Source organism: Paenibacillus silviterrae, assembly GCF_030167925.1.
In the GTDB taxonomy this organism is placed as follows: Bacteria; Bacillota; Bacilli; order Paenibacillales; family NBRC-103111; genus Paenibacillus_G; species Paenibacillus_G silviterrae.
On sequence record NZ_JASKUT010000001.1, the window covers coordinates 2,175,628 to 2,201,186 of the forward strand.

At 51.7% G+C, this 25,559-nt stretch carries 21 protein-coding genes; 2 read left to right on the forward strand and 19 right to left on the reverse strand.

Annotated features, from left to right (window positions below):
• Positions 1-103 precede the first annotated feature (103 nt).
• Positions 104-1,201 carry a mandelate racemase/muconate lactonizing enzyme family protein gene (locus tag QMO62_RS09660; protein ID WP_284640673.1) on the forward strand — a complete coding sequence of 366 codons (1,098 nt, stop codon included), beginning with the start codon at positions 104-106 and terminating at the stop codon, positions 1,199-1,201.
• A gap of 47 nt (positions 1,202-1,248) precedes the next feature.
• Positions 1,249-2,085 (forward strand): amidohydrolase family protein, encoded by an 837-nt coding sequence (locus QMO62_RS09665; RefSeq protein WP_284640675.1) that lies wholly within the window; start codon positions 1,249-1,251, stop codon positions 2,083-2,085.
• A 69-nt stretch (positions 2,086-2,154) separates the two neighbouring features.
• On the opposite strand, the gene QMO62_RS09670 is transcribed toward QMO62_RS09665, so the two are convergent.
• The 19 genes from QMO62_RS09670 to QMO62_RS09760 form a co-directional block, all read right to left on the reverse strand.
• On the reverse strand, positions 2,155-2,712 hold the full coding sequence (locus QMO62_RS09670; protein ID WP_284640677.1) for an NUDIX hydrolase: 558 nt from the start codon (positions 2,710-2,712) through the stop codon (positions 2,155-2,157).
• A gap of 139 nt (positions 2,713-2,851) precedes the next feature.
• Complete coding sequence (locus tag QMO62_RS09675; protein ID WP_284640679.1) at positions 2,852-4,429, reverse strand: glycoside hydrolase family 43 protein; 1,578 nt, start codon at positions 4,427-4,429, stop codon at positions 2,852-2,854.
• A gap of 147 nt (positions 4,430-4,576) precedes the next feature.
• Positions 4,577-6,175: a response regulator gene (locus tag QMO62_RS09680; protein WP_284644907.1), complete on the reverse strand. Its 1,599-nt coding sequence runs from the start codon at positions 6,173-6,175 to the stop codon at positions 4,577-4,579.
• Positions 6,156-7,952, reverse strand: a complete 1,797-nt coding sequence (locus QMO62_RS09685) for a cache domain-containing sensor histidine kinase (RefSeq protein ID WP_284640681.1) — start codon at positions 7,950-7,952, stop codon at positions 6,156-6,158. The genes QMO62_RS09680 and QMO62_RS09685 overlap by 20 nt, the downstream gene beginning before the upstream one ends.
• 100 nt (positions 7,953-8,052) lie before the next feature.
• Positions 8,053-9,486 carry a glycosyl hydrolase family 28 protein gene (locus tag QMO62_RS09690; protein WP_284640683.1) on the reverse strand — a complete coding sequence of 478 codons (1,434 nt, stop codon included), beginning with the start codon at positions 9,484-9,486 and terminating at the stop codon, positions 8,053-8,055.
• An 83-nt stretch (positions 9,487-9,569) separates the two neighbouring features.
• On the reverse strand, positions 9,570-10,400 hold the full coding sequence (locus tag QMO62_RS09695) for a carbohydrate ABC transporter permease (RefSeq protein ID WP_284640685.1): 831 nt from the start codon (positions 10,398-10,400) through the stop codon (positions 9,570-9,572).
• Position 10,401: 1 nt separating this feature from the next.
• The gene (locus tag QMO62_RS09700; RefSeq protein ID WP_284640686.1) at positions 10,402-11,334 is read right to left on the reverse strand and encodes a carbohydrate ABC transporter permease; all 933 of its coding nucleotides are present in this window, start codon (positions 11,332-11,334) and stop codon (positions 10,402-10,404) included.
• A gap of 82 nt (positions 11,335-11,416) precedes the next feature.
• On the reverse strand, positions 11,417-12,754 hold the full coding sequence (locus QMO62_RS09705; protein WP_284640688.1) for an ABC transporter substrate-binding protein: 1,338 nt from the start codon (positions 12,752-12,754) through the stop codon (positions 11,417-11,419).
• A gap of 241 nt (positions 12,755-12,995) precedes the next feature.
• Complete coding sequence (locus QMO62_RS09710) at positions 12,996-13,778, reverse strand: alpha/beta fold hydrolase (RefSeq protein WP_284640690.1); 783 nt, start codon at positions 13,776-13,778, stop codon at positions 12,996-12,998.
• A gap of 86 nt (positions 13,779-13,864) precedes the next feature.
• Positions 13,865-15,958 (reverse strand): heparinase II/III domain-containing protein, encoded by a 2,094-nt coding sequence (locus QMO62_RS09715; RefSeq protein ID WP_284640691.1) that lies wholly within the window; start codon positions 15,956-15,958, stop codon positions 13,865-13,867.
• Positions 15,959-15,968: 10 nt separating this feature from the next.
• Positions 15,969-16,856, reverse strand: a complete 888-nt coding sequence (locus QMO62_RS09720) for a carbohydrate ABC transporter permease (RefSeq protein ID WP_284640693.1) — start codon at positions 16,854-16,856, stop codon at positions 15,969-15,971.
• A gap of 10 nt (positions 16,857-16,866) precedes the next feature.
• Positions 16,867-17,766: a carbohydrate ABC transporter permease gene (locus tag QMO62_RS09725; protein ID WP_284640695.1), complete on the reverse strand. Its 900-nt coding sequence runs from the start codon at positions 17,764-17,766 to the stop codon at positions 16,867-16,869.
• A 74-nt stretch (positions 17,767-17,840) separates the two neighbouring features.
• The gene (locus QMO62_RS09730; RefSeq protein ID WP_284640697.1) at positions 17,841-19,211 is read right to left on the reverse strand and encodes an ABC transporter substrate-binding protein; all 1,371 of its coding nucleotides are present in this window, start codon (positions 19,209-19,211) and stop codon (positions 17,841-17,843) included.
• A 147-nt stretch (positions 19,212-19,358) separates the two neighbouring features.
• The gene (locus QMO62_RS09735) at positions 19,359-20,984 is read right to left on the reverse strand and encodes a response regulator (RefSeq protein WP_284640699.1); all 1,626 of its coding nucleotides are present in this window, start codon (positions 20,982-20,984) and stop codon (positions 19,359-19,361) included.
• Positions 20,968-22,779 carry a cache domain-containing sensor histidine kinase gene (locus QMO62_RS09740; RefSeq protein ID WP_284640700.1) on the reverse strand — a complete coding sequence of 604 codons (1,812 nt, stop codon included), beginning with the start codon at positions 22,777-22,779 and terminating at the stop codon, positions 20,968-20,970. Before QMO62_RS09740 ends, QMO62_RS09735 begins: the two co-directional genes overlap by 17 nt.
• Positions 22,780-22,976: 197 nt before the next feature.
• Complete coding sequence (locus QMO62_RS09745) at positions 22,977-23,408, reverse strand: GreA/GreB family elongation factor (protein ID WP_284640702.1); 432 nt, start codon at positions 23,406-23,408, stop codon at positions 22,977-22,979.
• Between the two features lie 218 nt (positions 23,409-23,626).
• Positions 23,627-23,818, reverse strand: coding sequence for a hypothetical protein (locus QMO62_RS09750; protein WP_284640704.1), 192 nt, complete (start codon positions 23,816-23,818; stop codon positions 23,627-23,629).
• A 209-nt stretch (positions 23,819-24,027) separates the two neighbouring features.
• Positions 24,028-24,516: a DinB family protein gene (locus tag QMO62_RS09755; RefSeq protein ID WP_284640706.1), complete on the reverse strand. Its 489-nt coding sequence runs from the start codon at positions 24,514-24,516 to the stop codon at positions 24,028-24,030.
• A gap of 260 nt (positions 24,517-24,776) precedes the next feature.
• Positions 24,777-25,385, reverse strand: coding sequence for a YitT family protein (locus QMO62_RS09760; RefSeq protein WP_284640708.1), 609 nt, complete (start codon positions 25,383-25,385; stop codon positions 24,777-24,779).
• Positions 25,386-25,559 lie beyond the last annotated feature (174 nt).

Below are 25,559 nucleotides of genomic sequence, written 5' to 3' on the forward strand. Positions count from 1 at the left end.
GGAATAATTTAGGGCTTGACCTTTATTTTTTTATATTGACACCTTTTGATTTTTTGATTTATCATAAATCATACATGATTTATGATATTGGAGGTGTTCCTTGATGAAAATTTCAAAGGTCGAACCGTTCATTCTTCATGTCCCTATTACCCCGCCTATTACAGATGCCATTAATGCGGCTACGCACTGGGGATTAGCCGGGGTGCGTATTTTCACGGATGAGGGAATCGTCGGCTATGGTTACACGGGAACGTGCGCCCACGGCGACGACTTGATCACACGGACTATTGAGCAGTATTATGCACCGATCCTGCTGGGACGCGACCCATTCATGGTCCGCGAGCTGTGGGATGAGATGCGATTCGGCAAGATGCACTGGATCGGACGCGCCGGAGTAACCCACATGGCGCTCGCTGCGGTCGATATTGCGCTGTGGGACATCATGTCGAAGGCGGCTAACAAGCCCCTCTGGCAGTATTTGGGCGGACACAAATCCAAGCGTATTAAAGCTTACAACACGAACGGGGGTTGGTTGAACTGGACAAAGGAACGCCTGCTGCAAGATGTATCGGCTATTGTGGAGCAGGGCTTCCAGGGGGTGAAGATCAAGGTCGGCAAGCCGGATCCTCACGAGGATTTCGACCGGGTCAAGGCGGTCCGCGAGCTGATCGGCAAGGATATCATCTTCATGATCGATGTCAATCAGCAGTGGAACATCAATACCGCCATGACCTGGGGAAGGAAGCTCGAGGAATTCGACTTGTTCTGGCTGGAGGAGCCGCTCAATCCCGACGATATTCTTGGACATAAGAAGCTTGCCGATGCACTTACCGTTCCCATCGCTCTGGGGGAGCATGTTTATACGAAGTACGCCTTCCGTGACTACATACATCAAGGTGCGGTAGAATATGTTCAGGCGGATGTGACCCGGCTTGCCGGCATCACCGAATGGCTGCAGGTTGCGGGTCTCGCCGCCTCCTACGAGCTCCCGATCTGTCCTCACGTAGGAGACATGGGCCAAATTCATCAGCATCTGGTCGCCTCGACCCAGAACGCGGTCATGCTGGAATATATTCCATGGATCAGGCACATTTTTGAGGAGCCGGCAACGGTAAAGGATGGCTTCTACATGCTGCCTGAACAGCCTGGCGCATCAACGCAAATCATTCCGCAGTATTTCGATCAATACCGCATAGGCTAGAAAGGAGAGCTGGGCATGCCGGTTCAATGTAAGGAGGGAATGGTACGGTGAAGGTTGACGCTCATCATCACTTTTGGAATTTGGATCAGGTGGCTTACCCGTGGCTGGATCCGATGTTCGGGCCGATCTGCCGCACCTTCGAGGCGGACGAATTGGAGCCGCTGCTGCGATCGGCCGGTATCGACCGGACAGTGCTGGTGCAATCCATGAACTCTTATGAGGATACGGAATATATGCTGCAGGCTGCCGAGGAAAAACCATGGATCGGCGCTGTGGTCGGCTGGGTGCCCTTGAACCTTCCCGAGGTTGCCGACCGTAAATTGCTGCATTATACGAAAAATCCGGTCTTTAAAGGGGTGCGGCATTTGATCCACGAGGAACGGGATCCGGACTGGATTATCCGGGATTCGGTTATCGAGGGCTTGAAGCGGCTGGCGTCCTACGGTTTAACCCTCGATGTGGTAGCCGTATTTCCTCATCATCTGCGGCATATACCTTACCTTGCGGAACGGGTGCCCGGGCTTCGGATGGCGATCGATCACCTGGCCAAGCCGCCGGCGCCGGGCCATGAGCTGCATAATGAATGGTCGAAGCAGCTTGCCGCCGCAGCGCAGTACCCCCAAGTGTATGCCAAAATCTCGGGGCTGAATACGGCGACAGGCAAGCACGATTGGTGTGCGGACGACCTTACGCCGTGGATCGATGAAGCTATGGCAAGGTTCGGAGCCGATCGGCTCATGTTCGGGAGCGATTGGCCGGTAGCTAACCTCGAGGGAGATTATCACCGCGTATGGACGGAAACGAACAAGGCAATTGCCTCGTACTCCCGAGAGGAGCAGGCACAGCTGCTGGGCGGAACGGCGGCCCGCTTTTACCAAATGTAAGCCCGTTAACGAAAAATACAGCCGGCACCTGCACATTCGAGCGGGTAACGGCTGTTTATTCATATGATCTTATTTACGGAAAAGTCCGTATCCGTTCAAAGGCACAACAGGCTCCATATCCTCGGATAAGCCCCCGTTCCCTTCACTCATCGCTACATCGACTAGCCAGCGGGTAAAAGAAGCGACCTGCATCGAAGCCATCTCTTCCAAGCTGAAAAATCCGGCGGCATCCACCTCCACGCCGTCCGCCCGAGGCTCACCGCCAATATATTTCATCTCGAACGCCAAATACACATTATGTATGTTTCTCGGCTGATCTCTGACGGCGACAATGCGCTGCACCTCAGCCTCGATACCGGCCTCCTCAAGCACCTCCCGACGGATGGTGTCGTGTATCAGCTCATGCTGCTCGATATATCCTCCGGGATTGGTCCAGTTGCCCTTGCCCGGCTCCTGTGCCCTCCGTACGAGAAGCACCTTTCCGTCCCGCACGACGAGCGCCCCGACGCCAACGCTGTAATTGCCCCAATGGACGAAGCTGCACCGGGTGCAGGCTCTTCTAGACGTTCCGTCTACGTCTCGTGTCTCCATGGGGGACCCGCACGACATGCAATAATTCACTTCCATGTGTTGCGCCACCCTCTGCCTATGATAATGATCACACTACTAGATTAAGATACCATAAAAAGCTCAGAGGGTAACTAAAAAATAAGCGGCGGCGGCTCCGCGCTGTCAGCAGAACCGCCGCCGCCTAGGAACAGGCTGCTTACTCGCTCAAGGCTCGATAAGTAAAATAATCAAAATCCGCATAACTTTTAGCCTCGCTGAGATCCTGTGCGCAGAGGCCGACCATGGAGCCCGTGAAGCCCAGCTTGCCTCCGTATTCGTCGGATAGCATGCCGAAATCCAGCTCCGGACCGATACGCTGCCAGGCTTGGCCATCGCTCGATACATACAAGCTCAGCTTGGCATAGTCGATTACCCCACGGAGGTACACGCGCTCCCATCCGTTTACGCCGATCCGCTCCTGCTCTTCACGGAGCTTCGCCGTCTCGCTGATTTCGATGCCGACATACGCGCCAAGCTCCTCATCCTGAGTGATCCGAAGATAAAAGTATTCACTCTCGTCATAATAGAACACCAATCCGGCCATCTGGCAGTAGGATGCCGGAGCGAATTCCACGCACGTCTCCACCTCGCAGCGGAAATGCCGAATGCGGCGGGCGACCATGCTCTGCTCGTGCCAAGAATACAGCGATTCCCTGCCGGTAAGCCTCAAATATCCCGGCCGTTCCGTCAGGCTAAGCCAGGACGGGGCTGCGGGGACTCGCAGCGATTGCCAATGGATGCTCAATCGGCTGTTCTCAAAATGATCCGTTTCCAGTTCCTCCGGGAAAGGGTGAGGCGCGAGATCCGGTGAAGGCAGCGTCAGCTGAGCCTGTCTCCCTCCTCCGGAGAGCCGCGGCCAGCCATCCTGCGTCCATTCGATATGCTGCAGAGCGGTCTCGCGACCAAGCGGATTCAGCTGTCGGCCGTCCGGCAGCATACGGGCACAGATGATGGTCATGTACCAATCTCCGTTCTGGGTTTGGACCAGGCAGCCGTGTCCCGCATTCTGCAATGGATGGCCGGGATCTCCCGCAGACGTAACGATCGGATAGTCCGGATCCGCCTCATACGGTCCGTCGATGCTTCTGGAGCGCATCATCGTTGCCGCATGATTGCGGCCCGTTCCGCCTTCCGCCAGCAGCAGGTAGTAGTATTCGCCGATTTTATACAGATGCGGGCCTTCCGTTACGCCGATACTTGTTCCCTTCGTCAGCTGCTTGACCGGTCCGACCAGCTTCTGCTTCACAGCGTCATACTCCTGCATATAAACTCCCGCAAACCGGGCTTTTCCTTGCCGGTGGTCCCAATGCATATTCAGCAGCCATTTACGCCCGTCCGTATCGTGGAACAAGGAATGGTCGAAGCCCGTGCCGTTCAAATAGACCGGATCGGACCAAGGGCCGTGAATGCTCTCCGCTGTGGTTACATAGTTACGCATGTCCTTATAAACGCCCTTGCGGCTTCGCATCACGGTATAACACAAATAGAAGATGCCGTCGGCATAAGACAGACAAGGAGCCCAAATGCCGCCGGAGCTCGGAATGCCCTTCAGGTCCAGCAATCGCGTATCACGCAAGGGATAGGTGAGCAGCTGCCAGTGTACCAAATCCTTGGAATGATAAATCGCAACTCCCGGAAACCATTCGAACGTAGAGGTGGCGATATAGTAATCCTCCCCCACACGAACGATCGAGGGATCGGGGTTAAAGCCGGTAAGTATAGGATTGCAAATCAACTTTTGTTCACTCCTATCTAGGGAATAACATAAACCTAACACAACCCGGCTCTTGAACAAATGCGTTTTTTTAAGCGAAATATGCGGCAATTTTAGAACCTGCACATAAAGAAAGAAGCCCCCGAATATCAGGCGCCCCTTTCCAGCTCAATGCTTTTGATTTTTATATTCCTGCGGAAGCTTGCCGAAATGCTTTTTAAACATATCGCTGAACTGTCTGGCGTTGTTATAACCTACCTGCTCCGCGATTTCGTATACCATCAGATCGGTTTGAAGGAGCAGCTTGACCGCCTGCTTCATTCGAACCTCCGTCACGTACTGCTTAAAGTTTTGCTGGGTGTGCTTTTTGAAGAAGCTGCTGAAGTAATACGGATTCATGTAAACCATGGACGCTATGCTTTCCAGCGTAATATTCTCATGGTAATGACGTTCGATATACTCCTTCACCATGCTCATCTGCTGAGCATCCTTCCCCATTCCGGCGGATTGCAGCTGCCTGAGCATACCCGTAATCTCCTGCCGCATATATTGCTGAAGCTCCTCATACTGCCGGAAACGATGCATCGCCGGGAGCTGCTCCTTACTGAGCCCGTTGTACGCAATCCCGACCTCCGTTAGCTCCTCCGCCAGCTCCGTCAACAAAGTATAACAAGCCGTCACCGCCGCTTCCTTGCTCCCTTGAGACAACTGTGCAATGCGGGAAAAGGCCCTATCCAGAATGCCGGGCAAAGCATCTTCCTCTTTCGCCAGGAGTGCTTGCAGGATCAGCTGTCTTATTTCCGTCAAAGCGCTTGGACCCGACTCTTCGGCATCCGCCGGCCGCTGGCGGTCAAGAGCCTTCCATGCCAAAGCCTTGCCTCTTCCGATAAAATAGCTAAGCCTAAGCGCATCCAAAGCGGAAGTATAGGAGCCCTTAAGCTCTTGCAGTGTCTCTGCCGGGCGGCCCACTCCTACCGTGATTTTTATTTTCAGGAAAAAGAATACCTTCTCGACCATCTCCTCCCCCAAGGCCAGCATGTCTCTGCTCTCGCTGTGGTTTGAAATGACGCACAGAAGCTCCCCTTTGCGCAGCACAAGCCCCTCTCCGTACCGCATTGCCAATTCGTCCGTCAGATTGGAAACGGCGAAAAGCACCAGCCGCTTCTCATGCTCCCCCCATGAGCCTATCCCTTCATCCAGCGGCTCCAGCATGATGGTCATAACGGAAAAGCATGGCTGCGAAAACGAAATTTCCAGCTGCGCCAGCTGCCGCTGCGCGTCATCCGCGCGAATGTCGCCTTCGGTTAACCGGTCGAACAGCTCCTCGAGCTGCGTCTTCTTATCCTTCTGCTCGTAAGCGGCCAGCTTGACCATAGAGGTTTGCTCATCCGTTTCCTCTTTGAGCAGAGACACCGCCTTCTGCACCGCGGCTTGAAGCAGCCCCTTCTCAACCGGCTTCACCAAATAATCGACCGCTCCGAAGGCAAGCGCGTCCTTCGCATAGGAAAACTCCTGGTAAGCGCTGATAAAGATCACCTTCGTCCGCAGCCCTCTCCGATCGATTTCCTTGATCACATCGATGCCCGTCCCGTCCGGCATGCTGATGTCGGTGATTACGAGCTCCGGCTCCTCCCGCTCGATCAGCTCCAAAAGGCCCTTGCCCGTCCAGGCTTCCCCGACTATGCGGATGCCCAGCTCCTGCCAAGCAATAAGCTTCCTTAATCCGCGTATAATCATCGGCTCATCATCAGCCAGAATGGCTCTCATCACGGGCGCCCACCTCCTTCGCCAAGGGTATGACCAGCCTTACCGAGGTTCCGATATGCTGAGTGCTGTTGATTTGAAGTCCGTAATCCGGGCCGTATAAAGCTGCCAAACGGTCATGCACGTTTTTCAAACCGATGCCGCTACCGGATTCGCCGGGCTGTTCCCCTCTTAGCTTGGCCCTCACTCGCTCGAGAGTGTCCGCAGACATGCCTACCCCGTCGTCGTCAACGGTGATGCAGATATGCCCCTCGGACCCTCTTTCCGCGGTAATGCGAACCGTGCCCTTGCCGGCTTTGCGCATGATCCCGTGATAGATGGCATTTTCGACAAGCGGCTGAACGGACAGCTTGGGGATGGGCATACTCAGCAGCTCCGTTTCGAAGCGGAACTCCATAGCCAATCGATGCTCCCCGTAACGAAACTCCATAAGCTTGAAATACTGTTCGATGTTCATCTTCTCTTCGGAAAGCGGAACCGTCTCCTGGCCGTAATCCAACACGTACTTCAGCTGATGCGACAGCGACAGGATCATATCCCCGACCTCGTGATCGTCGTTGGCCACAGCGCTCATTCGGATCACCTCGAGTGTATTGTACAAATAATGGGGCCGGATTTGACTTTTCAGCGCGTTAAGCTCCGCTTGCTTCTGCTTGATTTGAGCCACATAAACCTCATCGATGTAGCTTTGCAGCCGGACTACCATTTTGTTGAAGCCTCTCGCCAGCAAACCGACCTCATCCGCTGATTGCACGGTCACCTGGGTATTGAAGTTGCCGGACTCGATTTTGGACATTTGTCTCGTGATGCTTCGGATCGGTCCGGAAAGCCGGTTGGAGAAAAGCACGGCCACCAGCACCAAAGAGAGGATACAGGCGCCGATGATGAGGAACAGCGTCCTCATAATCTGATCGATCCGGTCGAACATTTCTTCTTTATAGAAATCGCCTCGAACCGTCCAGCCTACGTCCTCCACACCTTGCACCATCTGAATATATCCCTCTGTTTGATCCGGGGGCTGATACGGCTGTCCGATGAGGCTCCGCTGATTGCTGTAAATGATCGTCCCCTTCGAATCAAGTACATAGATAACATCCTTTGGGCCAAGCATCATCTGTTGAAAAATCTCCTCAAAGGCGCCCATGCTCACATCCATAAAAAAGGTGCCAACCAAGGGCCCCTGGAGTCCGCTTGATCCAAGCACATCCGTAAGGTTGCGGGCAAAGGTCATAACCAAGTCGTCGGACCGAAGGTAATATGCTTCCTTATGCGTTGGATAGAACGCCAGCGACTGACGATCCACCAGCTGTTCCTTCCAGCTCTCCGGCGGAAAAGCGAAGCTGAAATCATAGGATTTGTTCTCCTTGCTAAGATGCTGCAGCCTGCCGTCCACCATCAGAAAAAAAACATTTTGCAAATACCGGTCCGTGTACAGCATCGTTCTCAAGAAGTCATCGATGGTGCTTGTCAGCTGATAATCCCTCTGAGCGCTTTGAACGGCAATGGCCTGCCCCAGCTGGCTGAACCTCCCGTCCACTCCGTAGGAATACATCAATTTGGTTATATTATTATACTTGGTGTACATATCGTGAATATTTTTGCCGGAAAATAACATCATTTGCTCATAGTTATTCACCAGATTCCGCTCGATATACGAGCTAAAGGTGTTTAACGAGACATAACTAATCAATAACAACGGAACGAGACCGACGATAATAAAAGATAACGTAAACTTGGCAAATATGCTTTTGCGAATACCGGTGAAGGCAGCCATGTTCATTCCCGCCCCGTTCCTTTCCTTGGCAATGAAAACGTTAATTTACCTTATCATATCAGGTTTGCACCGGGAAGCCTATGGATGACCTTGCCTGCCGGAACTCTCACTTGAAGGTTACATTGTCCGCGAACGCATTGATATCGAAGTGCTCCAGCGGATCCAGGACCCTCTTTCCATTGATGCGGAGGTTGACAAACTCCACTCCGTTCACCCGACGCTCCGGATCGTATCCGTAAATCCGGTTCTTATGGCTGCATTTGCCCGAATAAGAAATGTCGCGGAACGTGATATTCTCTATACGCTGCCCGGGCACCGGGTTATAATCCTTGTTCAGAACGACACGGATATCAACAAGCTGTCCAAGCTCGAAGTCCTCTACGCGGATGTTCTCATAGCTTACATTCCGCACGATATTGTTGTCACCTGCATTGATCGACATCGCTCCCCAGTAATTCGGCTGAGGCTCATGATGCTCCAAAATATCAAGATTGCGGAAACGGATGTCTTCAATCACATCTCCGCCACGATCGTGATCCCCGTGTGTCCCGATATTGAGCGGATGGGCAACGTCAGCCCACAGAATCGAATTGGTAACCGTCACATCGCGGGTATCGCCCCTATAATCCCAACGCGAGCCGTAAATCGCAATACAGTCATCCGAGGTTCGGAGAAACACGTCATCGATTGTAATGTGCTTGCTGGCCATCATATCGATCCCATCGGACCATCCGCGTGTGCTGAACGACTTGAAATTGCTGATGCGGACATGCTCCGATTTCCCGATGTAAATACTGTAATGGGGCGGATCAAGCGTTATGATGCCTTCCACCGTAATATTCCGGGAGAACACAATCCGCACTCCGCGAAAGGCCGAGAAGCGGTGAAAGTCGGATAAGTACAGCATCCCTCTGCCTCGGATGACAACATCCTCCGCATGGTCGCATACCAGGGAACCGGCGACGACGGCTCCCCCCGCGATATATATCGTCTTACCGGTAGGAATTCGGAGGATCGTTTCCTCTAGATAATGCATCCCCGGAGCAAAATAAATCACCTTCGGCGGCCGGCCCCCCGGATTTACCGGTTCAGCTGCGAGCCGGTAAATATCCTCCGTCCGGTGGATGGCCGGCTTCAGCACCAGCACGCCCTCATCCTCCGGGCTCGGCGCGTCCGTCTCCAACGGATTGGCGAACAGGTGCAGATTGGCGAAGCGGTCCCCGTTCATTTCAAGCGACAGCTTGCAGGGCTTATTCAGCACGAAGCTTAGACTATTTCCTTCTTCCGTGAATCGGATGCCTGCGGATAACGGACGAATGACTGCGTTTTGAACGAACGCTCTGGCACCCGCAACCTTTACCTCCACTTCTCCCTCCATGTCAAAATACACCATGGAAGCTTGGCGAACCTGATGCATATCCACCTTCACCTCGTAGACGAACAGCTCCTTCCACGGCTCGCCCGGTATTCTGGCCCATACCCGATAATCATCCCGGCCTGCCGCTCCCTTCGGAGCCTCGTATATCCGCAGCGTACCCATGCTTTTCCTCCCTTATTAGCTTCATAGTTGAATTCAACAAAGTAAAACCGCTACGGCTGATGAACCTGTAGCGGTTATGCGGGTTACCCCTTCGTCGCACCGGCGGCAATGCCTTTGACGAAATATTTTTGCAAGAAGATGAAGGCAATCAGGACCGGTATGATCGAGATCACCGTACCGGCGAACACCATATCCCACTGAGAGGCCAGCTCACCGACGAATTTGAAGATTTCCACAATCATCGTCTTAGCCTTATTCGAAGGGAGAATCAGACTTGGCATGAGGAAGTCATTCCAGATCCCGAGTCCTTGCAGCACCACCATACTTGCCGTACATGGCCCGAGCAGCGGAAATACGATCTGCCAGAAGGTGCGTACTCTGGAGCAGCCGTCAATCGCTGCGGCTTCTTCAATTTCAATCGGAATCCCCTTGATGAAGCTGGTATAAAGCAATACGCCCATGCCGACCGAACCCGAAATGTAAATCAGAATCGGAGCCGTTAACGTCCCGTACAGACCGAATGCTTTCATTTGCTTAAACAAAGGAATCATGTACACCTGAAACGGAATCATCATCCCTGCCAAATAATAAACGTAGATGGCGTTCGTCCATTTCTTGCCCGTACGCTCAATCGCGTAGGCGGCCATCGGAATAAGCAGAACCATAAGCAGAATAGAGGTTAACGTTAGGATGGCGCTGTTCATCATCGCTGCCGGAAAACGGGTTTTGGTCCAGAGATAGACGAAGCTGTCCACGTAGAAGCTGCTGGGAAAAGCAACGGCATCCCTCAAGATTTCACCGTTGGTCTTAAAGGCCGAAATGATACTGAAGTAAATGGGAAAGCAGAACAGTACGGCAATAACAAGAGTGACCGCAAACATGCCGATCTCGATCCATTTATTCGACTTGTGCATATTACATCTGCACCTCCCGTTTGCGAAGCAATTTCACTTGGATGAGAGAGACGATCAGAATCAGGAGGAAGAGAACAAGGGAAAGCGCCGTACCGTAGCCCTGTCTCAGCTCTCCGAAGCCGACTTTATAAACGATGTAGGTCATGGTTTCCGTTGCGAAGCCCGGACCGCCATCGGTCATTACCGCAATTTGGTCAAAGATTTTGAGTGCGCCGATCATCGACAGCATGACGCTGACGGTCATGGCGCCGGCCAGCAATGGAAACGTGATATGACGGAACTGCTGCCACCGGTTGGCACCGTCGATAGCGGCCGCTTCATTTAATTCCGCAGGTATTCCTTGCAGCCCGGCCAAATAAATAATCATATAATAACCGGAGCCCTTCCAAACGGTTGTTATAATAATGGCCAGCATCGCGTAGTCCGGATTACCCAGCCAATCGATTTTGAATACGCCGAGACCGATTCGTTCCAGAAGCTGAGAAATGACCCCAAAGTTGTAATTAAAGATAATGGCCCAGACAAAGCCCATAACGATCCCGCTCAGCAGAACGGGGAAATAAAAAATACTGCGGAACAAATTTTTGAACCAGCGCACCTGGTCTACCAGCATCGCCAGCACAATCGCTACGATATTCTCCAGAAGTACAAGTGATACGGACATAATCAATGTATTCTTTAACGCATTGTGCACCCGCTCGCTGTTCCACATCTCGATAAAGTTATCGAACCCGATGTATTTGATCTGCGGGCTGACCCCATCCCATGAGGTAAAGCTTAAGTTCACACTGTTCAAGGTCGGATAGATGACGAACAACGTATACAAAATAAAGGAAGGAAGAATAAAAAGAACCGAAAAGGATAACCAAGGTTTTTTCTTCCTCGTCGCGGCCTTTGCTTCAGTATAGCCGTTCATTGCATTGATACTCTCCATGAATTTTTCTCCTCCCGGGCACATTAAGGAGGAGACCCCTGCATGTGTCAGAGCAGAGGTCCATCCTTGACTACATTTCTATTTATTTAGCGGCTGCGTTGGCTTTCACATTAGCATCCCATTCCGCATCCATTTTCTTCAGATACGCGTCACTGAAGTCGCCCTTCGCCAGCCATTCCTGGATCAGCTTGTAGTACCAGTTGCGCCATTGCGGAGGCATTGTGTTTTCGCCCCAGAAGCTGTTGATTTGAAGCGATTTGACGGTTTTCGGATTGCCCATTACATCGAGAACAGCCTTCATTTGAGGCGTCGCGTCGTAAGTTACCGCTTCCTTCGTGGTAGGAATCCCGTTGACAGCCTTCAAGTATTTGGAATACTGATCCTTCGAGAAGAAGAACTTCACGAATTCCGTAATTGCAGCCTTCTTGTCTGCATCTTGGCTGGCTTTTGTCGAAAGCGCCCAGCCTTGCTGGCTATTAAGACCATTCACTACGATTCTGCCCTTCCGGTCCGGAACCGGATACCAGCCGAATTCAAATTTCGGATCCGCTTGGGCGATCTGTCCGAACATCCACGGCCCGGAGAACAGCTGCGCCGCTTTGCCGGTTACGAGCATGGAAGCCGTTTGGTTATCCGCCGTGCTGAGGTACCCCTTGTCTACATAGCCTTTAGCGAACAGCTCGTTTAAGCTCTCCATCGCCTTCTTCGGACCTGCGTCCGTAAAGCTCACCTGGCCTTTAGTCCGTTTGGAATTCCAGTTCGGATCGTCCGCGAACACTTCGTCCATCAGGAATTTATTGACCCAGAAGCCCCAGTGGAAGATGTCTTTGCCTCCGAAGGTAATCGGTGTCATCCCTTTGGCCTTCAGCTTCTCCTGGATGGTCAGAAACTCATCATACGTCTTGGGCAGCTCCGTAACACCCGCGTCGGAATACGCCTTTTTGCTATAAATAATTCCTTGCGGCGCCGTGCCGGCAAGCGGTGCCGTATAGTTCTTGCCGTTCACCTTCGGCGCATCCGAGAAGAGTCCTACAAGCTCGGCCGGAAGCTCTGCCAGCTTGCCGGCATCAGCGAACAGCTGCGTATCGCGCATCTCCACCAAATCCGGGAATTCATTCACCGCATCCTTTGTCTTCAGCCAATCAAGGTACGCCTGCGAACCACCTTCGCTCAGATCCGTGATCTTGATATGCGGGTTCGCCTTGGAGAACGCTGCAATCGAGTCTGCCAGCGCTTGCTTGCTGGCCGGATCACCCGTTGCGTAACCGATGGTAAAGGAGACCTGCTTTTTCTGCGGAGCCCCGCCGGTACCTGCATTGTCAGCCGGAGCGGAACCCGAATTGCCGCCTCCGCATGCCGTTAGCACAAGAGACATGGCCATGGCACTTGCCAAAATCGTAGATAGCTTCTTTGTTTTCATCTGACGTAACCCTCCCTTTATCATTCAAGGAACTAGTCCGGAAGAATCAGCACCGTATGCCCGTGCCGTTTCTTCTTTGTGTACTAAGACTAACATACCCCAAAAAACAAGAGAATACGGTTTTTTAAGCTTGATGTGCAGTCTTTTAAGAAGTTCATTCGACAACGATGGAAAATGCGAATAGGCCGTAAGGAATGCCCTTACGACCTGTTAGGCTATCATCTGCCGCAATAGAATACGGCTAGCCTATAAACTGTATTAATAACCGGTTAAACCTGTCCCGCTCCTCCCAGAAGGGACCATGTCCGCTGTAGTGGAACGGAACCAGCTGCGAATTCCTCACCTTTTGCTGGACATCCTGGGCCTGCGCAAAAGGAATGACTTTATCGTGAATCCCGTGAACGATTAATGTGGGAACTCTGATATACGGAAGATCCGCTTCAAGGCTCTCGTCCCTCAGCATCGTGATGATCGCCGCCGTCGACCAGCCCGCCGCCTGCAGGCCCATTTGGATAAACCAATCGGAGAACGGGGCGGTAATATATTGAAAGAAAAAGGTTTCGGTCACCGTCCTCATCATCTTGGGCCGGTCGTTTAAAGCTTCCGTAAGCAGCTGACGGGCCGTTTCAGGGGTAAATCCTGTGGGAGCCGCGGCGTCAATCAGCACCAGCTTGGATACTCCATAACCGCCATACCGCGACATATACCGGATGGCAATGCCGCCGCCCGTCGAATGCCCCGCAAGGGTAAAGTCATTCAATTGCAGCGCGGCGACTACTGCCCTGACATCGTCTGCCAGACGGTCGTAGGTGTAGCCGTGCATCGGCTTATCGGAGTTCCCGAAGCCTCTCCAGTCAATGCCGATGCACCGATATCCCCTAGCGGGAAGTATATCGAACTGATACTCAAACTGCTTATGGCTTAATGGCCAGCCGTGCAGAAACACAATGGTCTTGCTGCCTCTCGGGTTGACATCCTCCACATATAGATTCACCCCGGGCTCTACCGAAACATAGTATCCCACGACGATTCCCCCATGAATAATAAAATAGCATCCACCCATAGGATACTCGCCCAGGTCGGGATTGGTGAATGCCGGGAACCGCACCCTTATGTTTCGATATAGTCTACCCAAGCCTTTTCCGGATTCCAGCTTACGGTATAGCTGTGTGAGCCTCCCCCGATCGTAAGCTCCACTTTTGCTTCGCTTGCTTGAAGCTCCGTCACTTCAAGCTCCCCGCCTCCGTCTCCCCCGTCATAGGCAAAGGCTTGTAAGAACATCACACTGCCTTCCGCGCGCACCTTCTGAAACAAAGAAGTACGGCTCGCGCTTGGAGGATTGTCGGGCGTGAGCGCGGTAAATACCTCGGACGGCTGCGAACACCAGAATACTTGTGTCATCCGTCCTTTCCCCATGGAATAGCGAAGCACGGGCTTACTGCCCGAAGTAAGCCTTCGCTTGTCTTGAAGCCACGATGGATCCAATCGGCCAAGTCTTTCATCGGTCTTTTCCCACGCTTCCCCTTCCAGCGTAATCAGCGAGCCGCTCACATGATTCATCAGATAGACCTCTTTAGGCTCGGGAACATGAACTAGAACCGCGTCCAGCATATGATCCTTTGCCAGGACGATGATCCGGCGCACTTGAACTCCTTGATACATGTCGGTATCCCAAGGACAGAGCTCCGGTGGAAGCAGGATGCTGCCCTTCATCCGATAGTCGTCTCCCAGCCAATCCACGGCCGTTTCCGCCCATACGCCCCAAGACGTCTCCACTAGCTGCACGAGGTGCCCATCACGAGGAGGCTGATCGGCTCCGCCGATACTGATCGTATTGTGCGAGAAGGTGTGCTTAAACCAGCCGTAATGAGCAGGCACGCCGTAAGAGGTGGTCCCCGGATCCGTCAGCAAGGGGACCTCATGACACATTGCGGAGAAGCCCAGCCTATCCATATGGTCATGCTCCCCCCCGAAGGTGCTGTGCCTGAGGATGACCTGCCAGCCGTGCTTATTCACCAGCTTGGTCACTCCGCTTGCAGGGAAGGAGTGCACCGATTGGGCAGCTTCCGAGAGCATACGCTGATTCCCTGATAAGGGGTGAAGCTCCGTTCCGTACAGCAGGGCATAAACGGAATCTCTGCGGACCGGACGATGCCCTTGAATGCCGGGGTCCGCCCATGCAGTGCCGTAGGCCGTATGGAGCAGCGCGCGATACATTTCGTCCCCATATCGATCCAAGCCAATTTCATAATAGGGAGCGTACGTGCCGATGTCATGGCCAAGTCCCGCATCATTCCAGGTCGGCATTCGTCCGTCGGGTCCGATGAAGGGTAAGGGATAATCCAGCATACGTTTCATGGCAGGGTGCGCCCACAGATCCCATGGCGTCCCTTCCGCCAGCAATGCATAATGAAGCAAGGCGGAAAATGCATAAAAGTGATATTGGATATTTCCTTCATACCAGAGTCCATCTTCAAGCAAGCCGCGGGAGAGCTGATCCAGAAGACCGTATTCGCCGTTCAGTCCCGAACGCAGAAGCGCGTCATCCTTGAGCACTAGTCCAATGGCTGCAATGGCCGAAGTGATGAGCACCGCATGATTGTGGATTTGCTTTTCTTTATGAAGGATGAGAAACCGGGCGCACGATTGGAAAAGGCCGCTGCCGATCCGCTCCCGTTCTTCCCGCGGCAAGTGTGCCTGAATGAGATCGAACCCAACCGCCAAATCGAGAATCCAATGAGCCTCGTCCAGCGTCTGCGCATACAGCTTACCCGGCCCGTTATAAGGAATATCCCCATGGATCGGATAGCCGGCATAATGCTCCGCATAGGATAGCAAAAAGTCTCTTGCCGTGCGGAAGCTCTCTTCCTTCTCCTCCAGTGCAAACAAGAGCCCGTTGTAATAAACCGCGCGGCCGATCAGGTTGTTCGCAATCGAGGTCCAAGCGGAGTTATAGGGCTCGCCGGTTTGAAGCTTGCCGCACTCGGGGCAGCGGTGCGCATCGGGCTGCCGCCAGTCGAACTCAAGTCTGCTGCCGTCAGCATGGCAGTGATAATAATGGGTCCACTGTCCGAATTCCTCTGCCCCGATCCGGTAGGGGATCCTCGCTCCTTCGTCCGCTTCCTTCCGAAGCGCGCCGACTGCCTCGGCATAACCCGGCGAGGCGGCATTGGATCTCAGTCGTTCTATTCTTCTGTTATCCATTACGGTTCCCTTATCCCTTCAGCGAGCCTGCAGTCATTTGCATAAACGATTTATTCGCAAACACATATACGATCAGCAGCGGCAAAATCGATAAGCACGCGCCGGCCAGCATATAGTGTGTTTGGAGAGCCGCCGATGAACCATATCTGAGGTAGGATAGTCCGACCGTCAACGTTTGAAGCTTCGGGTTCGTTAAGGTGAACACAAGCGGCCGCAAATATTCGTTCCAGGCGCCGCAGAAGGTAAACAGCGCACCCACACCAAGCCCCGGACGCAGCAGCGGCAGAATGATTTTCCAGAAAATGCCGAAGTCCGAACAGCCGTCGATCCGAGCCGCTTCATCCAATTCCTTCGAAATGCCGGTAAGAAAGCTCAGCAGAATAAAAAAGATATATGCGTGACCGCTGATCAGGATTAGGACAACGCCCCATAAGCTTGTATGCAGATTCAGCTTTATCATGAGTTCATATTGAGGGCGGATGACGACGGCCCCTATCGAGATGAACATCGTGGAGGCTTGGATGGCAATGAACAAGGCCTTGCCCGGAAACGTCATCCGGTTAACAACGTAAGCGGCCATGGACGCCACGATTAACGTGCCCACCGTTGTTGTCGTGCTCAGGAACAAGCTGTTCCAGGAAAACCGGGCGAAGTTTGCCTGAACCCATGCCTCCGCATAATTTTCCACATGCCAGGAGGAAGGAAACATTTTGCCGCCAACGGTTAGTTCGGCATTGGACATAAACGAACCGAGAATAGTAACGAGTACGGGAAAAACGATCAGTAATGCCGTGATCAGCAAAAAGCTCCAAAGCAGCAGCCTGCCCCCCACCCTCCCTAAAGAGAAGGTCCGGACGGCCGGTAGAGAAGCTTTGCTTCCATATGCTTCTGTCTTCATAGCGTCCTCCTTATTGAAGTTGATTTAACCGGCGGGACATGAGGTGATAAGCGAGTGTGATGATACCTACAATGACCGCTGTCGTAAAGCCTACCGCACTGCCGTAGCCAAACTGCTGCTCCGTAATCGAGCCGGAGGAAGGGGTTGGGAAGAACAGCTTATACACATACAGATACATCACCTCAGTCTTCCCTACGGGTCCGCCCTCCGTCAATACCATGATGCTTTCATAGCCCTTCAGCGAATTGATGATGGCAAGCATGATGACGATTTGCAGCACCGGACCCAGCATGGGGAGCGTCAGGTACCAGAACTGCTGCCCTTTGGACGCTCCGTCCAGAGACGCGCTTTCGTACACATCGTTCGGTATATTCTGAAGACCGGCAAGAAACAGGAGCATGTAGTTGCCGACGGCACCCCACACGGCAATCAAAATCGTAGTCAGCATGGCATGCTTAGGTCCAAGCCAGTCAATTCGTTCGGAAATGATATGAAACTTCAGCAAGTATTGATTCAAGATGCCGTTGTAAGAGTTAAAAATAATAAAGAACACGACAGCCATAACGGCCGAGCTAATAATCGTCGGCATAAAATAAACGGCTCGCAGCAGGTTGCGGCCCTTCAGCTTGCCGTTGAGGATCACCGCAAGCACTAAACATAAAGGAAGCGTAATAATCAGCTTACCGCCTGCATAGATGAACGTGTTGACAACCGATTCCCAAAACTGCGTATCGGCGAGAAGCCGCCGAAAATTATCCAAGCCGGTAAAGGTCGGCTCCCCGAAGCCTCTATACTCATAGAACATGAAGCGAATCGCCCATAGGATCGGATATACTCCGAATACCAGGGTCAGCAGCAAGCTTGGCGCTATAAACGCATATGAAAAACCAATACGACTTGCCTTATCCATACGTATTCCCCCTGCCGGTTCTGTCTTAAGAAAACGAGAGTGGAGGGTAAGCTCCACTCTCTGCTCAGCTGCGCTTATTTCGAAACCAGCTTCATCGGATCAAAGCTTGGATTCGGCTTCGCTTGAACGCTGCCCTTGGCGATCGCCTTATCCAGCGCATCATTGTAACGCTTATTCAGATCGGCGATAATCTCGTCCAGGTTCCCGCCGCTGATCATGTATTTAAAGAAGGCGTCGGTATTCTTTATTCCTTCTACGGTTACCGGAGGGTTCAGCGGCCAGGTGCCGTCCATACCGTTAGGCAGGAAGCCCTCGATGCCCTTGATATCCGGCTTCTTCGCTGCGGAAGAGATCGACGGAACCATCGACAAGCCAAATCCGTTCTCATGATACGTCTTCAACACATCGTCATTGTACATATGCTGCATGAATTTCCATGCCAGGTCGGGATTTTTGGTCGTGCTGCTGATCGACAGCCATTGTCCTCCAAGGAAGGATGTGGCGCCCTTCACCGTACCGTCGATCGTAGGGACCGGAGCTGCAGCCCAATCGATCTTGGCAGGGAATTGGCTCTTATATACGCCGGGCTCGGAGGAGAAGGAAATGTACATTCCGATTTTTCCTTCCGCAAACTGGGCGCGAAGCGGATCGATATCGAGCGACTCCATTCCCGGCAGTGTGCTTCCGTCGTCTACCATCTGCTTGAAGGCCTGAATAATTTCTTTAAATCCTGTGAAGTCATATCTCGCCGTTTTGAAATCATACCCCAGCCCGCCTATGCCGCTGGCTTCTGCGATCACTCTGGCCGAACGATTCAATGCACTCTCCGGGCTCTTGAAATTTTGGGCGAAGCCATAGGAGCCGTTAGCCTTGCCCACCGCTGTAATTTTTTTGGCATAGTCGACCATTTCCTTGAGTGTTTTCGGCGGTGCGGTCAAGCCCGCTTTGGCGAACAGATCTTTGTTATACACAAGTCTTAAAGTGGAGCCGTAGTTAGGGAGACTGTACAGCTTCCCGTCAAGCCGGTTGAAATCGTCGATGACCGGAAACTTCTTCTTCATGTCTTCGGTTACATAAGTATCGATCGGCTTTAGATAGCCCTTTTGCACGAAAGGCTGAATCGTGTTCTCCTTCACCCGAATAATGTCGGGTGCTTGTCCCGAGGCGAAGGCCAGGTCGATAGCCTGATTGAAATCCTCTGTTTTCACGACCATTTCCACTTCAATGCTGTCTTGATTCGATTCATTGAATTTTTGAACGACACCCTTGATATAATCCATATCATGACGGTCATTTGTCCAGTAGACCAGCTTCTTCTTCTCCTTCGAAACAGTGCCTCCGGCTTGCTCTCCCGGCTTTCCCGCCGGCGGTGTTGTGCTGCTGCAGGCTGCCAAGCTTACGGCCAGCAGGCTGCTTACGGTGACGAATCCCATTTTTCTGATCATGTGTTGCCCTCCCTTTTGTATGTCTAAGCACCTTACCGCTTATATCCTTACTATAAAAGATCGGCTTCCTTCCGCAAATGCGGCAGCCTCGCGTTCAGGGGCAGCTTTTTCTACTTTCTTTCCGCCGCAAGAGAAAAAAACAAGTCCTCAAGGCTGAGAGGACTTGCCCAAGGACGCTTCTTTAAACTCCGTCGGGGTTTGCCCGACCTGCTTCTTGAAAACTTCACTGAAATATCGCCTGTGTTCGTAGCCTAATTGCTGAGCGATTTCCTGGACCTGATAATCCTCGATGAGCATCGATTTGGCGCGTTCCATTTTGGCTTGGGTAACGAATTGCTGGAACGGCGTGCCCATCACCTTCTTGAATAAGTTCGAATAATAACCCCAGCTCAAGTTGACCTGCTTCGCGCAATGCTCCAAGGTCAGATCAAGATGCAGATGATTCTGAATATACTCCACAGAGCGGTAAATGATTTTCTGCGACTCGCTGGTCCGTTCCTGCATAATGATGCGGCAGCCGATCTCGCACAGCTGGAGAAACCAATCCCGGTACTCCTGAAGTGCCGTACGTTCCTCTTGCTTCACTTGATGCAGCTTCTGTTCGAAGTCCTCGACCTGAGACCGCGGGAACTTCTCGAGAAGGATGCTCATCATCCGCAGCGCTAGCCCCTGCAGAAGCCCTTCGACAACAATAGGCTCGAAGAAGACGACCGCCTTCCCCATCTCATCAAATACTTCGGTCGCCCACTCCATGCATCTCTCCCGGTTCCCCGACCGGAAGGCGAACAAAAACTCGCTCGCGCTTTCTTCCGTATACACCCATCTGGCCTGCTCGTCATGAGTGCTTTCCTTATAGCTGAAGGCACCGTTCCCTCCGGTGTAAAAGTGGTAGGATAACGCGCTTAAGGATTGCTGATAGCTTCGCGGAAGGTCCCGCACGGTTGCAACCAGGGAACCGATACCGATGGATATCGTGAATTTCGTATACGCTGCAATATTCCTGCAGCAGCTTTCGGCTATCGTCACCGCCATCTCTTCCGTAGGAGCTTGGATCATGCAGATATAACGGTTGAACGCCTCTCTGAATATGACGGCCTGGGTATAAGCATGTATCGTTTCTTCTACAATGTTTTGCAGAGAAAAGCGAATCAGCTCCAGATCCTTCACCGAGGATTCGCCCTGTTTACGGGTAAACTGATCAATCTGAATCGTCATGACGACATAGGGAGGCGCGATGCTTTCCATATCCAGAAAGCCCCACCACGACTGCAGCTCCTTCTCCTCGGTTTGGTGGTGCACCAATAACGATAAGTACTCCTGCCGCAGCGCCGGCATGCTTTCCTTGATTTTCCGCTCAAGCTCGAGCACATGCGAGCGATTCAGCTGCTCGGTTTCCCAAACCTCCTTCGCCTTCTTCACGACATTCACAATTTGATCGACGGAGAAAGGCTTCTTAATATAATCGACGGCCCCATACTGAATGGCCCTTTGGGCGTATTCAAAATCGGTATAGGCGCTCAAAATAATAATTTTGCTGTTCGGGAGCATGTCGAGGATTTGGCGGGTCATCTCAAGTCCGTCCATTTTCGGCATACGAATGTCGGTGAGGACGATATCCGGCTGCGCTTCACGGATCAGCTTCAACGCCTCTTCCCCGTTCAAGGCGCTTCCCGCGACTTCGATCCCGTGATCGGACCAAGGAATTTTGTTTCTAATCATATCGACGACACTTCGGATATCATCCACAATGAACAGCTTAAGCGGTCGGATCATACGTATTCTCTCCTCCTGTAAAGCGTGGCAGCCATAGCTCGATACTAGCTCCCATCGTCTCTGTGCGGCTAATCTCCATGCGCTGCTGCTCTCCATAATACAGCTGAAGACGGTGGTATATGTTGCGAAGGGCATACCCTTTGTTAGCGGTAGTCGGGGCGGCCATCTCCCGAAGCAGCTGCTCCGGCTCCAATCCCTGTCCGTTATCCTCCACCAGAATGTGAAGCCAGGCTTCGCTGGCACGTACCTGCAGCAAAATTTCACCGCCGGAGGACCGGTCCTGGAACCCGTGCAGAATGCTGTTCTCAATCAGCGGTTGAATCATAATCTTGGGGACGAGACAATCCATGACCTCCTCCTCCGCTTCCATCCGGCATACGAACAGCTCTTCATAGGACCTATGCTGGATCGCCAAATATTGCCGGACATGCTCCAGCTCTTCCCGAATCGTAATCATGTCCCTGCCGCCGCTAAGGCTGAGCTGGAACATCTGAGATAGAGCCAATATCATCTCGTTGACGTCCTCGTTCTCCCCCAGCACCGATTTGCAATAAATCGTATTTAGCGTATTGTAGAAAAAATGCGGATCCATCTGTGCAGACAACGCTTTGATTTCGGCTTTGCGCTTGTCCCGCTCACGAGTCTTCACATCCTCGATCAGCTGCTTCAGCTCATCCAGCATCCGGTTAAAGCGAAAGCCTACTTGCGAAACCTCGTCCGTGTAGGCGCTCTCAAACCGCACCCCCAAATCGTTCTCTTCGACCCGCTTCATCAGCCTCTGAAGACGAAATAACGGCTTCAGCAGCAGCTGTGTCAAGCTGTTTGAGATGAAGAGCGACAGCACAACAAAGCCGATAATGACATAGGTGGTGGCCCTCTTGATACCATTGAGCCTAGCAAGCAGCTCTTCCTTGGATTGTATGCCGACGATCATCCAATCCTCTTTCACATCGAGCCTGGCGTAATTCACCAGGTAATCCTTATTATCGTTGCTGTAGAAAAACGAACCCGTCATGTGTTCCGTGAACTGCCGGACAAATTCCGGCTGCCCGATCCAGGAGCCCGGCCCCGCCAGACCCTTCGAGCTAATCTCACTGCCTTCCGCATCGATAAACAAATAGGAAGTATTCGTCTGCGATAAATTTTGCATAAAGAGCTCCAGCAGGTCCTCCTCTTTCACGTTCACTACGACAAAAACCCCGGTTGCTTTGTCACCTAAATCATTGACCCCCTCTACAACGAGCGAGATGACTCGCTTTTTATCCGTAAAGAAGGGATCGATATGACCTTTGCTCCAAAACCCCCGTTTTTGCTGCTGGAACTGCAGATACATATCGGATCGGTAGAAGGAATAATCCGCACTACGAACACTTGAGGTAGGATAGTAGTCTCCGTGGGGTGTAGCAATCAGAATACTGTCAATCATCATGTCGTTAAATTTGACCTGTGAGAATACGGGCTGCAGCGAAGTCAGCGATTGATAATACCTCGTGGTGTCTCCATTTTGCACATCGGTCAGTACCTTCTTGAATGCATCGCTAAACATTAATGCCCTTACGGCAATGCCGATATTTTTCAGCCTTTCGTTAACGATTTGGGCGGATTGGTTCACGGTATCCTGACTCGACTGAAAGGCATTCCGTTGAATTTCCTTGGCCGCAATCAAGTAGGCTATACTTCCCGTGGACAGCAGCCCGCATATGATCAGAATAACGAAAGCAAACCAGATTCTATGTCTTAGTGAAATCGAATAGATCCATTGTACAAGGAAGGACCACCCTCTGCGCTGCTTCATAAGATAACTCCAGCACCTCTCGTGAAAGTCTGTACAGGTTCAACCCCCGCTGTGGGTCTTCCTTGTATTATAAGGTAGAACGGCTATGGGGAACATGGGGAATGAATATGCTTGTGGGCAACTTTTTACTGCTGACGACTCGGTTCGCATGAAAAACGGGGAGAAGCTGCCGCCGCAGCCTCTCCCCGCAATGGGTTCTATTCAAATTTGACTTCCACGATTTGAAGAGGATACTCAGCCGCGGAGGTTTGAATCGTGACGGTCTCCCCTTCGGCCTTAGACAGCAGCTGGTTGCCGAGCGGCGAGAAGAATGACACCTTATTATCGTCCGGATCGACTTCCGAAGGGAGTACGACCTTAAACACCTCGTGGGATCCGTCATCATGACGAACGGTGACGCTGCTCCCGATGAGAGCAATTTGATTCAAAATTTGAGTAAGCGAAGCGTCGTCCAGCTGAAGGAACCGCTCCAACAGTTGAACGTACTGTTCAACGCTTTTATCCATCAATGTCTTTTCCCTATTGTAGACAGGGTAGTAGGAAGCAAGAAACAACGGCATTTGCTCGTCAAAAAAGATGAGCTGCTTCGTAAGCCTCTCCCGCAGCTCATACGCGCTGCTAAGGTTCATAGTAGATTTCACCCCAAATAAGAAAACACCAGCTTCGAGACACTTGCCCCATATACAAAACCTCCATTTTCTATAAAATCGTTTGTTGTAAAATAAAATAAAGCAAAAGGGCCGCTATCATAAGCGTAGAGATCACGGACAGCAGTTGAAAGAAGGCTTCCGTTTTCGATTTCAAGGCCGACACCCTCCCGTTTTCATAAGAAGCTAACCTAATGGTGTTAGTTGTTATCCACCTTGTAAACAACGAGGATGCAGCTTCGCTGAATGCCCGCTCCGCCAATCGCAGGCTTCACGATGGTGCCGTAACATACGTTGACAACCTGCTCTTCCTTCAATTCGGCTAGAAATAAATTCGCGCGAGCCTCTGCGTAAGACGAATCCGTGTCAATAAATTCTTTGACTTGAATCATCTGTAGTCACCTCCTTTAATTTATACATTAAATGTAAAAAATCCATAGAAATACAACAAGACACCCCGCTGTATAGACGGAATGTCTTCTGTACGTCCTAACCATATCATCGGGGCCGGTTATTGTCAATCTATTTCCAGTCCGCTCGTCCTGCGATAACTCTGTTTACGTAAGTGGATTGTGACCTGGAATTCAGTCGTTTGATTAAATCAGCTTTCGTCAGCAGTAGGACCATACAAGGCCGGCAGCGGAACATCCAACATGCGAAGGTATATTGTAAGCTGCCCCCGATGGTGATACCAATGATTCAACATGAGCGTTCGCACCATCTCGATTCGAGGCACTTCAAAGAGCGGTATGCCATCCTTGGTTAGCTTCCACCTTTCCATGAGCCCCTCATCTCCCCAAGCAGCAAGCTTGGCTTCGGCAATGCTCAGACTCTCGTCCAGAGCGGCTATTATTTCCTCTACTCCCCTCGCTTCCGGCAAAGGCACGACCGGTATTTCACGTACCCGCTCATTCAACAGCTCGGCTATGCCATGAGGCAAGCCCGCAATATGCATAGCAAGCTGACCTAAGCTCATAGAACGCTCATGCGGCTTCCATGAAAGCTTGGCGGCCGGTACCCGCTCCAGAACCTTCTTGGTCATTGCTCCTTCCTCTCGTAATTCTGCGATCAGTCTATCTCTATACATCATACAAAGCCTCCTTGAACTGTTGGTATATAAAGATGATAACATTGGAATTCACAGCCTATTTCTTATAAATTGCTATGTTAAGTTCACCCGCAAAAAAATGTGTGCCTGGGGGCACTCCCACATGAAAAAACCGGCCTTTCGGCCGGCTGCGGTTGTCTTGTTAAGCAGGTTTTATCAAGAGCAGGGAGCAGCTGCCGCGGCAATCTGCTCCCTGACTGTGGTACGAAATCGGTTGAATGTTCTCCGGTTCTTCATTTTCTTTAACCGACAACGGTCTGACTAGGTTTATTTGCCGAAAGCTGGGTTCCTGCAAATATTTTCTTCTTATAAAGACCGATTATGCTCGAAACGATGAATACCGAAGCTATCGACAGTGCACCTTGCAACGCTCCTACGGAATAAAAGCCGAGAATGACAATGCTTGAATCAAATACGAAGTTTACGGTACCCGGATTCATCTTATATCGTTTTTGCAAAAACAAAGCCATAATGTTAACCCCGCCTAATGAAGCGCGGTTGACGAGCAGTGTCGTTAATCCAATGCCGCAAAGGATACTACCGACCAACGTTCCAATAAACATATTGAGTACAAAGTCTGGCAGCCATCGATCGACAGCGGTCATAAGCGTCACCAGCATGACGGAAACCATCGTGGACAACGTGAAATTCCATCCCATCTGGATAACCGCAACGAAATAAAATGGAAGATTAACGATGAAAAACAACAGAGCGAACGGGATTTCGAACATGTAGGAGAGCGTTAACGTCAGTCCTGCCGTTCCGCCCGTGACGACCTCCGAATGCTTTAGCACAATGAGTCCAAGGCTAATGAGCAAGCAGCCTGCCGCGATGGATAACGGACGATTCATGATGAGCTTCCCCTTTCAGCGCGGTCGGATTAAAGAATGCCGCACAGATTTCCTACGCCTTATCGATCTTGGATATGCGTGTTCAGTACGTACGTATCCCCCGACGGCGTTTGTTTACATGTTATAATAAGAATCATGAGAATTACATGCATTTTCGATTGTATAAATCACGAT

What these genes read in the sequence shown, in the direction of transcription:
- QMO62_RS09660 (WP_284640673.1), top strand. Translation starts at nt 104, where the DNA reads ATGAAAATTTCAAAGGTCGAACCGTTCATTCTTCATGTCCCTATTACC.
- QMO62_RS09670 (WP_284640677.1), bottom strand. Translation starts at nt 2,712, where the DNA reads ATGGAAGTGAATTATTGCATGTCGTGCGGGTCCCCCATGGAGACACGA.
- QMO62_RS09680 (WP_284644907.1), bottom strand. Translation starts at nt 6,175, where the DNA reads ATGAGAGCCATTCTGGCTGATGATGAGCCGATGATTATACGCGGATTA.
- QMO62_RS09685 (WP_284640681.1), bottom strand. Translation starts at nt 7,952, where the DNA reads ATGAACATGGCTGCCTTCACCGGTATTCGCAAAAGCATATTTGCCAAG.
- QMO62_RS09690 (WP_284640683.1), bottom strand. Translation starts at nt 9,486, where the DNA reads ATGGGTACGCTGCGGATATACGAGGCTCCGAAGGGAGCGGCAGGCCGG.
- QMO62_RS09695 (WP_284640685.1), bottom strand. Translation starts at nt 10,400, where the DNA reads ATGCACAAGTCGAATAAATGGATCGAGATCGGCATGTTTGCGGTCACT.
- QMO62_RS09700 (WP_284640686.1), bottom strand. Translation starts at nt 11,334, where the DNA reads ATGGAGAGTATCAATGCAATGAACGGCTATACTGAAGCAAAGGCCGCG.
- QMO62_RS09705 (WP_284640688.1), bottom strand. Translation starts at nt 12,754, where the DNA reads ATGAAAACAAAGAAGCTATCTACGATTTTGGCAAGTGCCATGGCCATG.
- QMO62_RS09715 (WP_284640691.1), bottom strand. Translation starts at nt 15,958, where the DNA reads ATGGATAACAGAAGAATAGAACGACTGAGATCCAATGCCGCCTCGCCG.
- QMO62_RS09720 (WP_284640693.1), bottom strand. Translation starts at nt 16,856, where the DNA reads ATGAAGACAGAAGCATATGGAAGCAAAGCTTCTCTACCGGCCGTCCGG.
- QMO62_RS09725 (WP_284640695.1), bottom strand. Translation starts at nt 17,766, where the DNA reads ATGGATAAGGCAAGTCGTATTGGTTTTTCATATGCGTTTATAGCGCCA.
- QMO62_RS09730 (WP_284640697.1), bottom strand. Translation starts at nt 19,211, where the DNA reads ATGATCAGAAAAATGGGATTCGTCACCGTAAGCAGCCTGCTGGCCGTA.
- QMO62_RS09735 (WP_284640699.1), bottom strand. Translation starts at nt 20,984, where the DNA reads ATGATCCGACCGCTTAAGCTGTTCATTGTGGATGATATCCGAAGTGTC.
- QMO62_RS09740 (WP_284640700.1), bottom strand. Translation starts at nt 22,779, where the DNA reads ATGAAGCAGCGCAGAGGGTGGTCCTTCCTTGTACAATGGATCTATTCG.
- QMO62_RS09745 (WP_284640702.1), bottom strand. Translation starts at nt 23,408, where the DNA reads ATGAACCTTAGCAGCGCGTATGAGCTGCGGGAGAGGCTTACGAAGCAG.
- QMO62_RS09750 (WP_284640704.1), bottom strand. Translation starts at nt 23,818, where the DNA reads ATGATTCAAGTCAAAGAATTTATTGACACGGATTCGTCTTACGCAGAG.
- QMO62_RS09755 (WP_284640706.1), bottom strand. Translation starts at nt 24,516, where the DNA reads ATGATGTATAGAGATAGACTGATCGCAGAATTACGAGAGGAAGGAGCA.
- QMO62_RS09760 (WP_284640708.1), bottom strand. Translation starts at nt 25,385, where the DNA reads ATGAATCGTCCGTTATCCATCGCGGCAGGCTGCTTGCTCATTAGCCTT.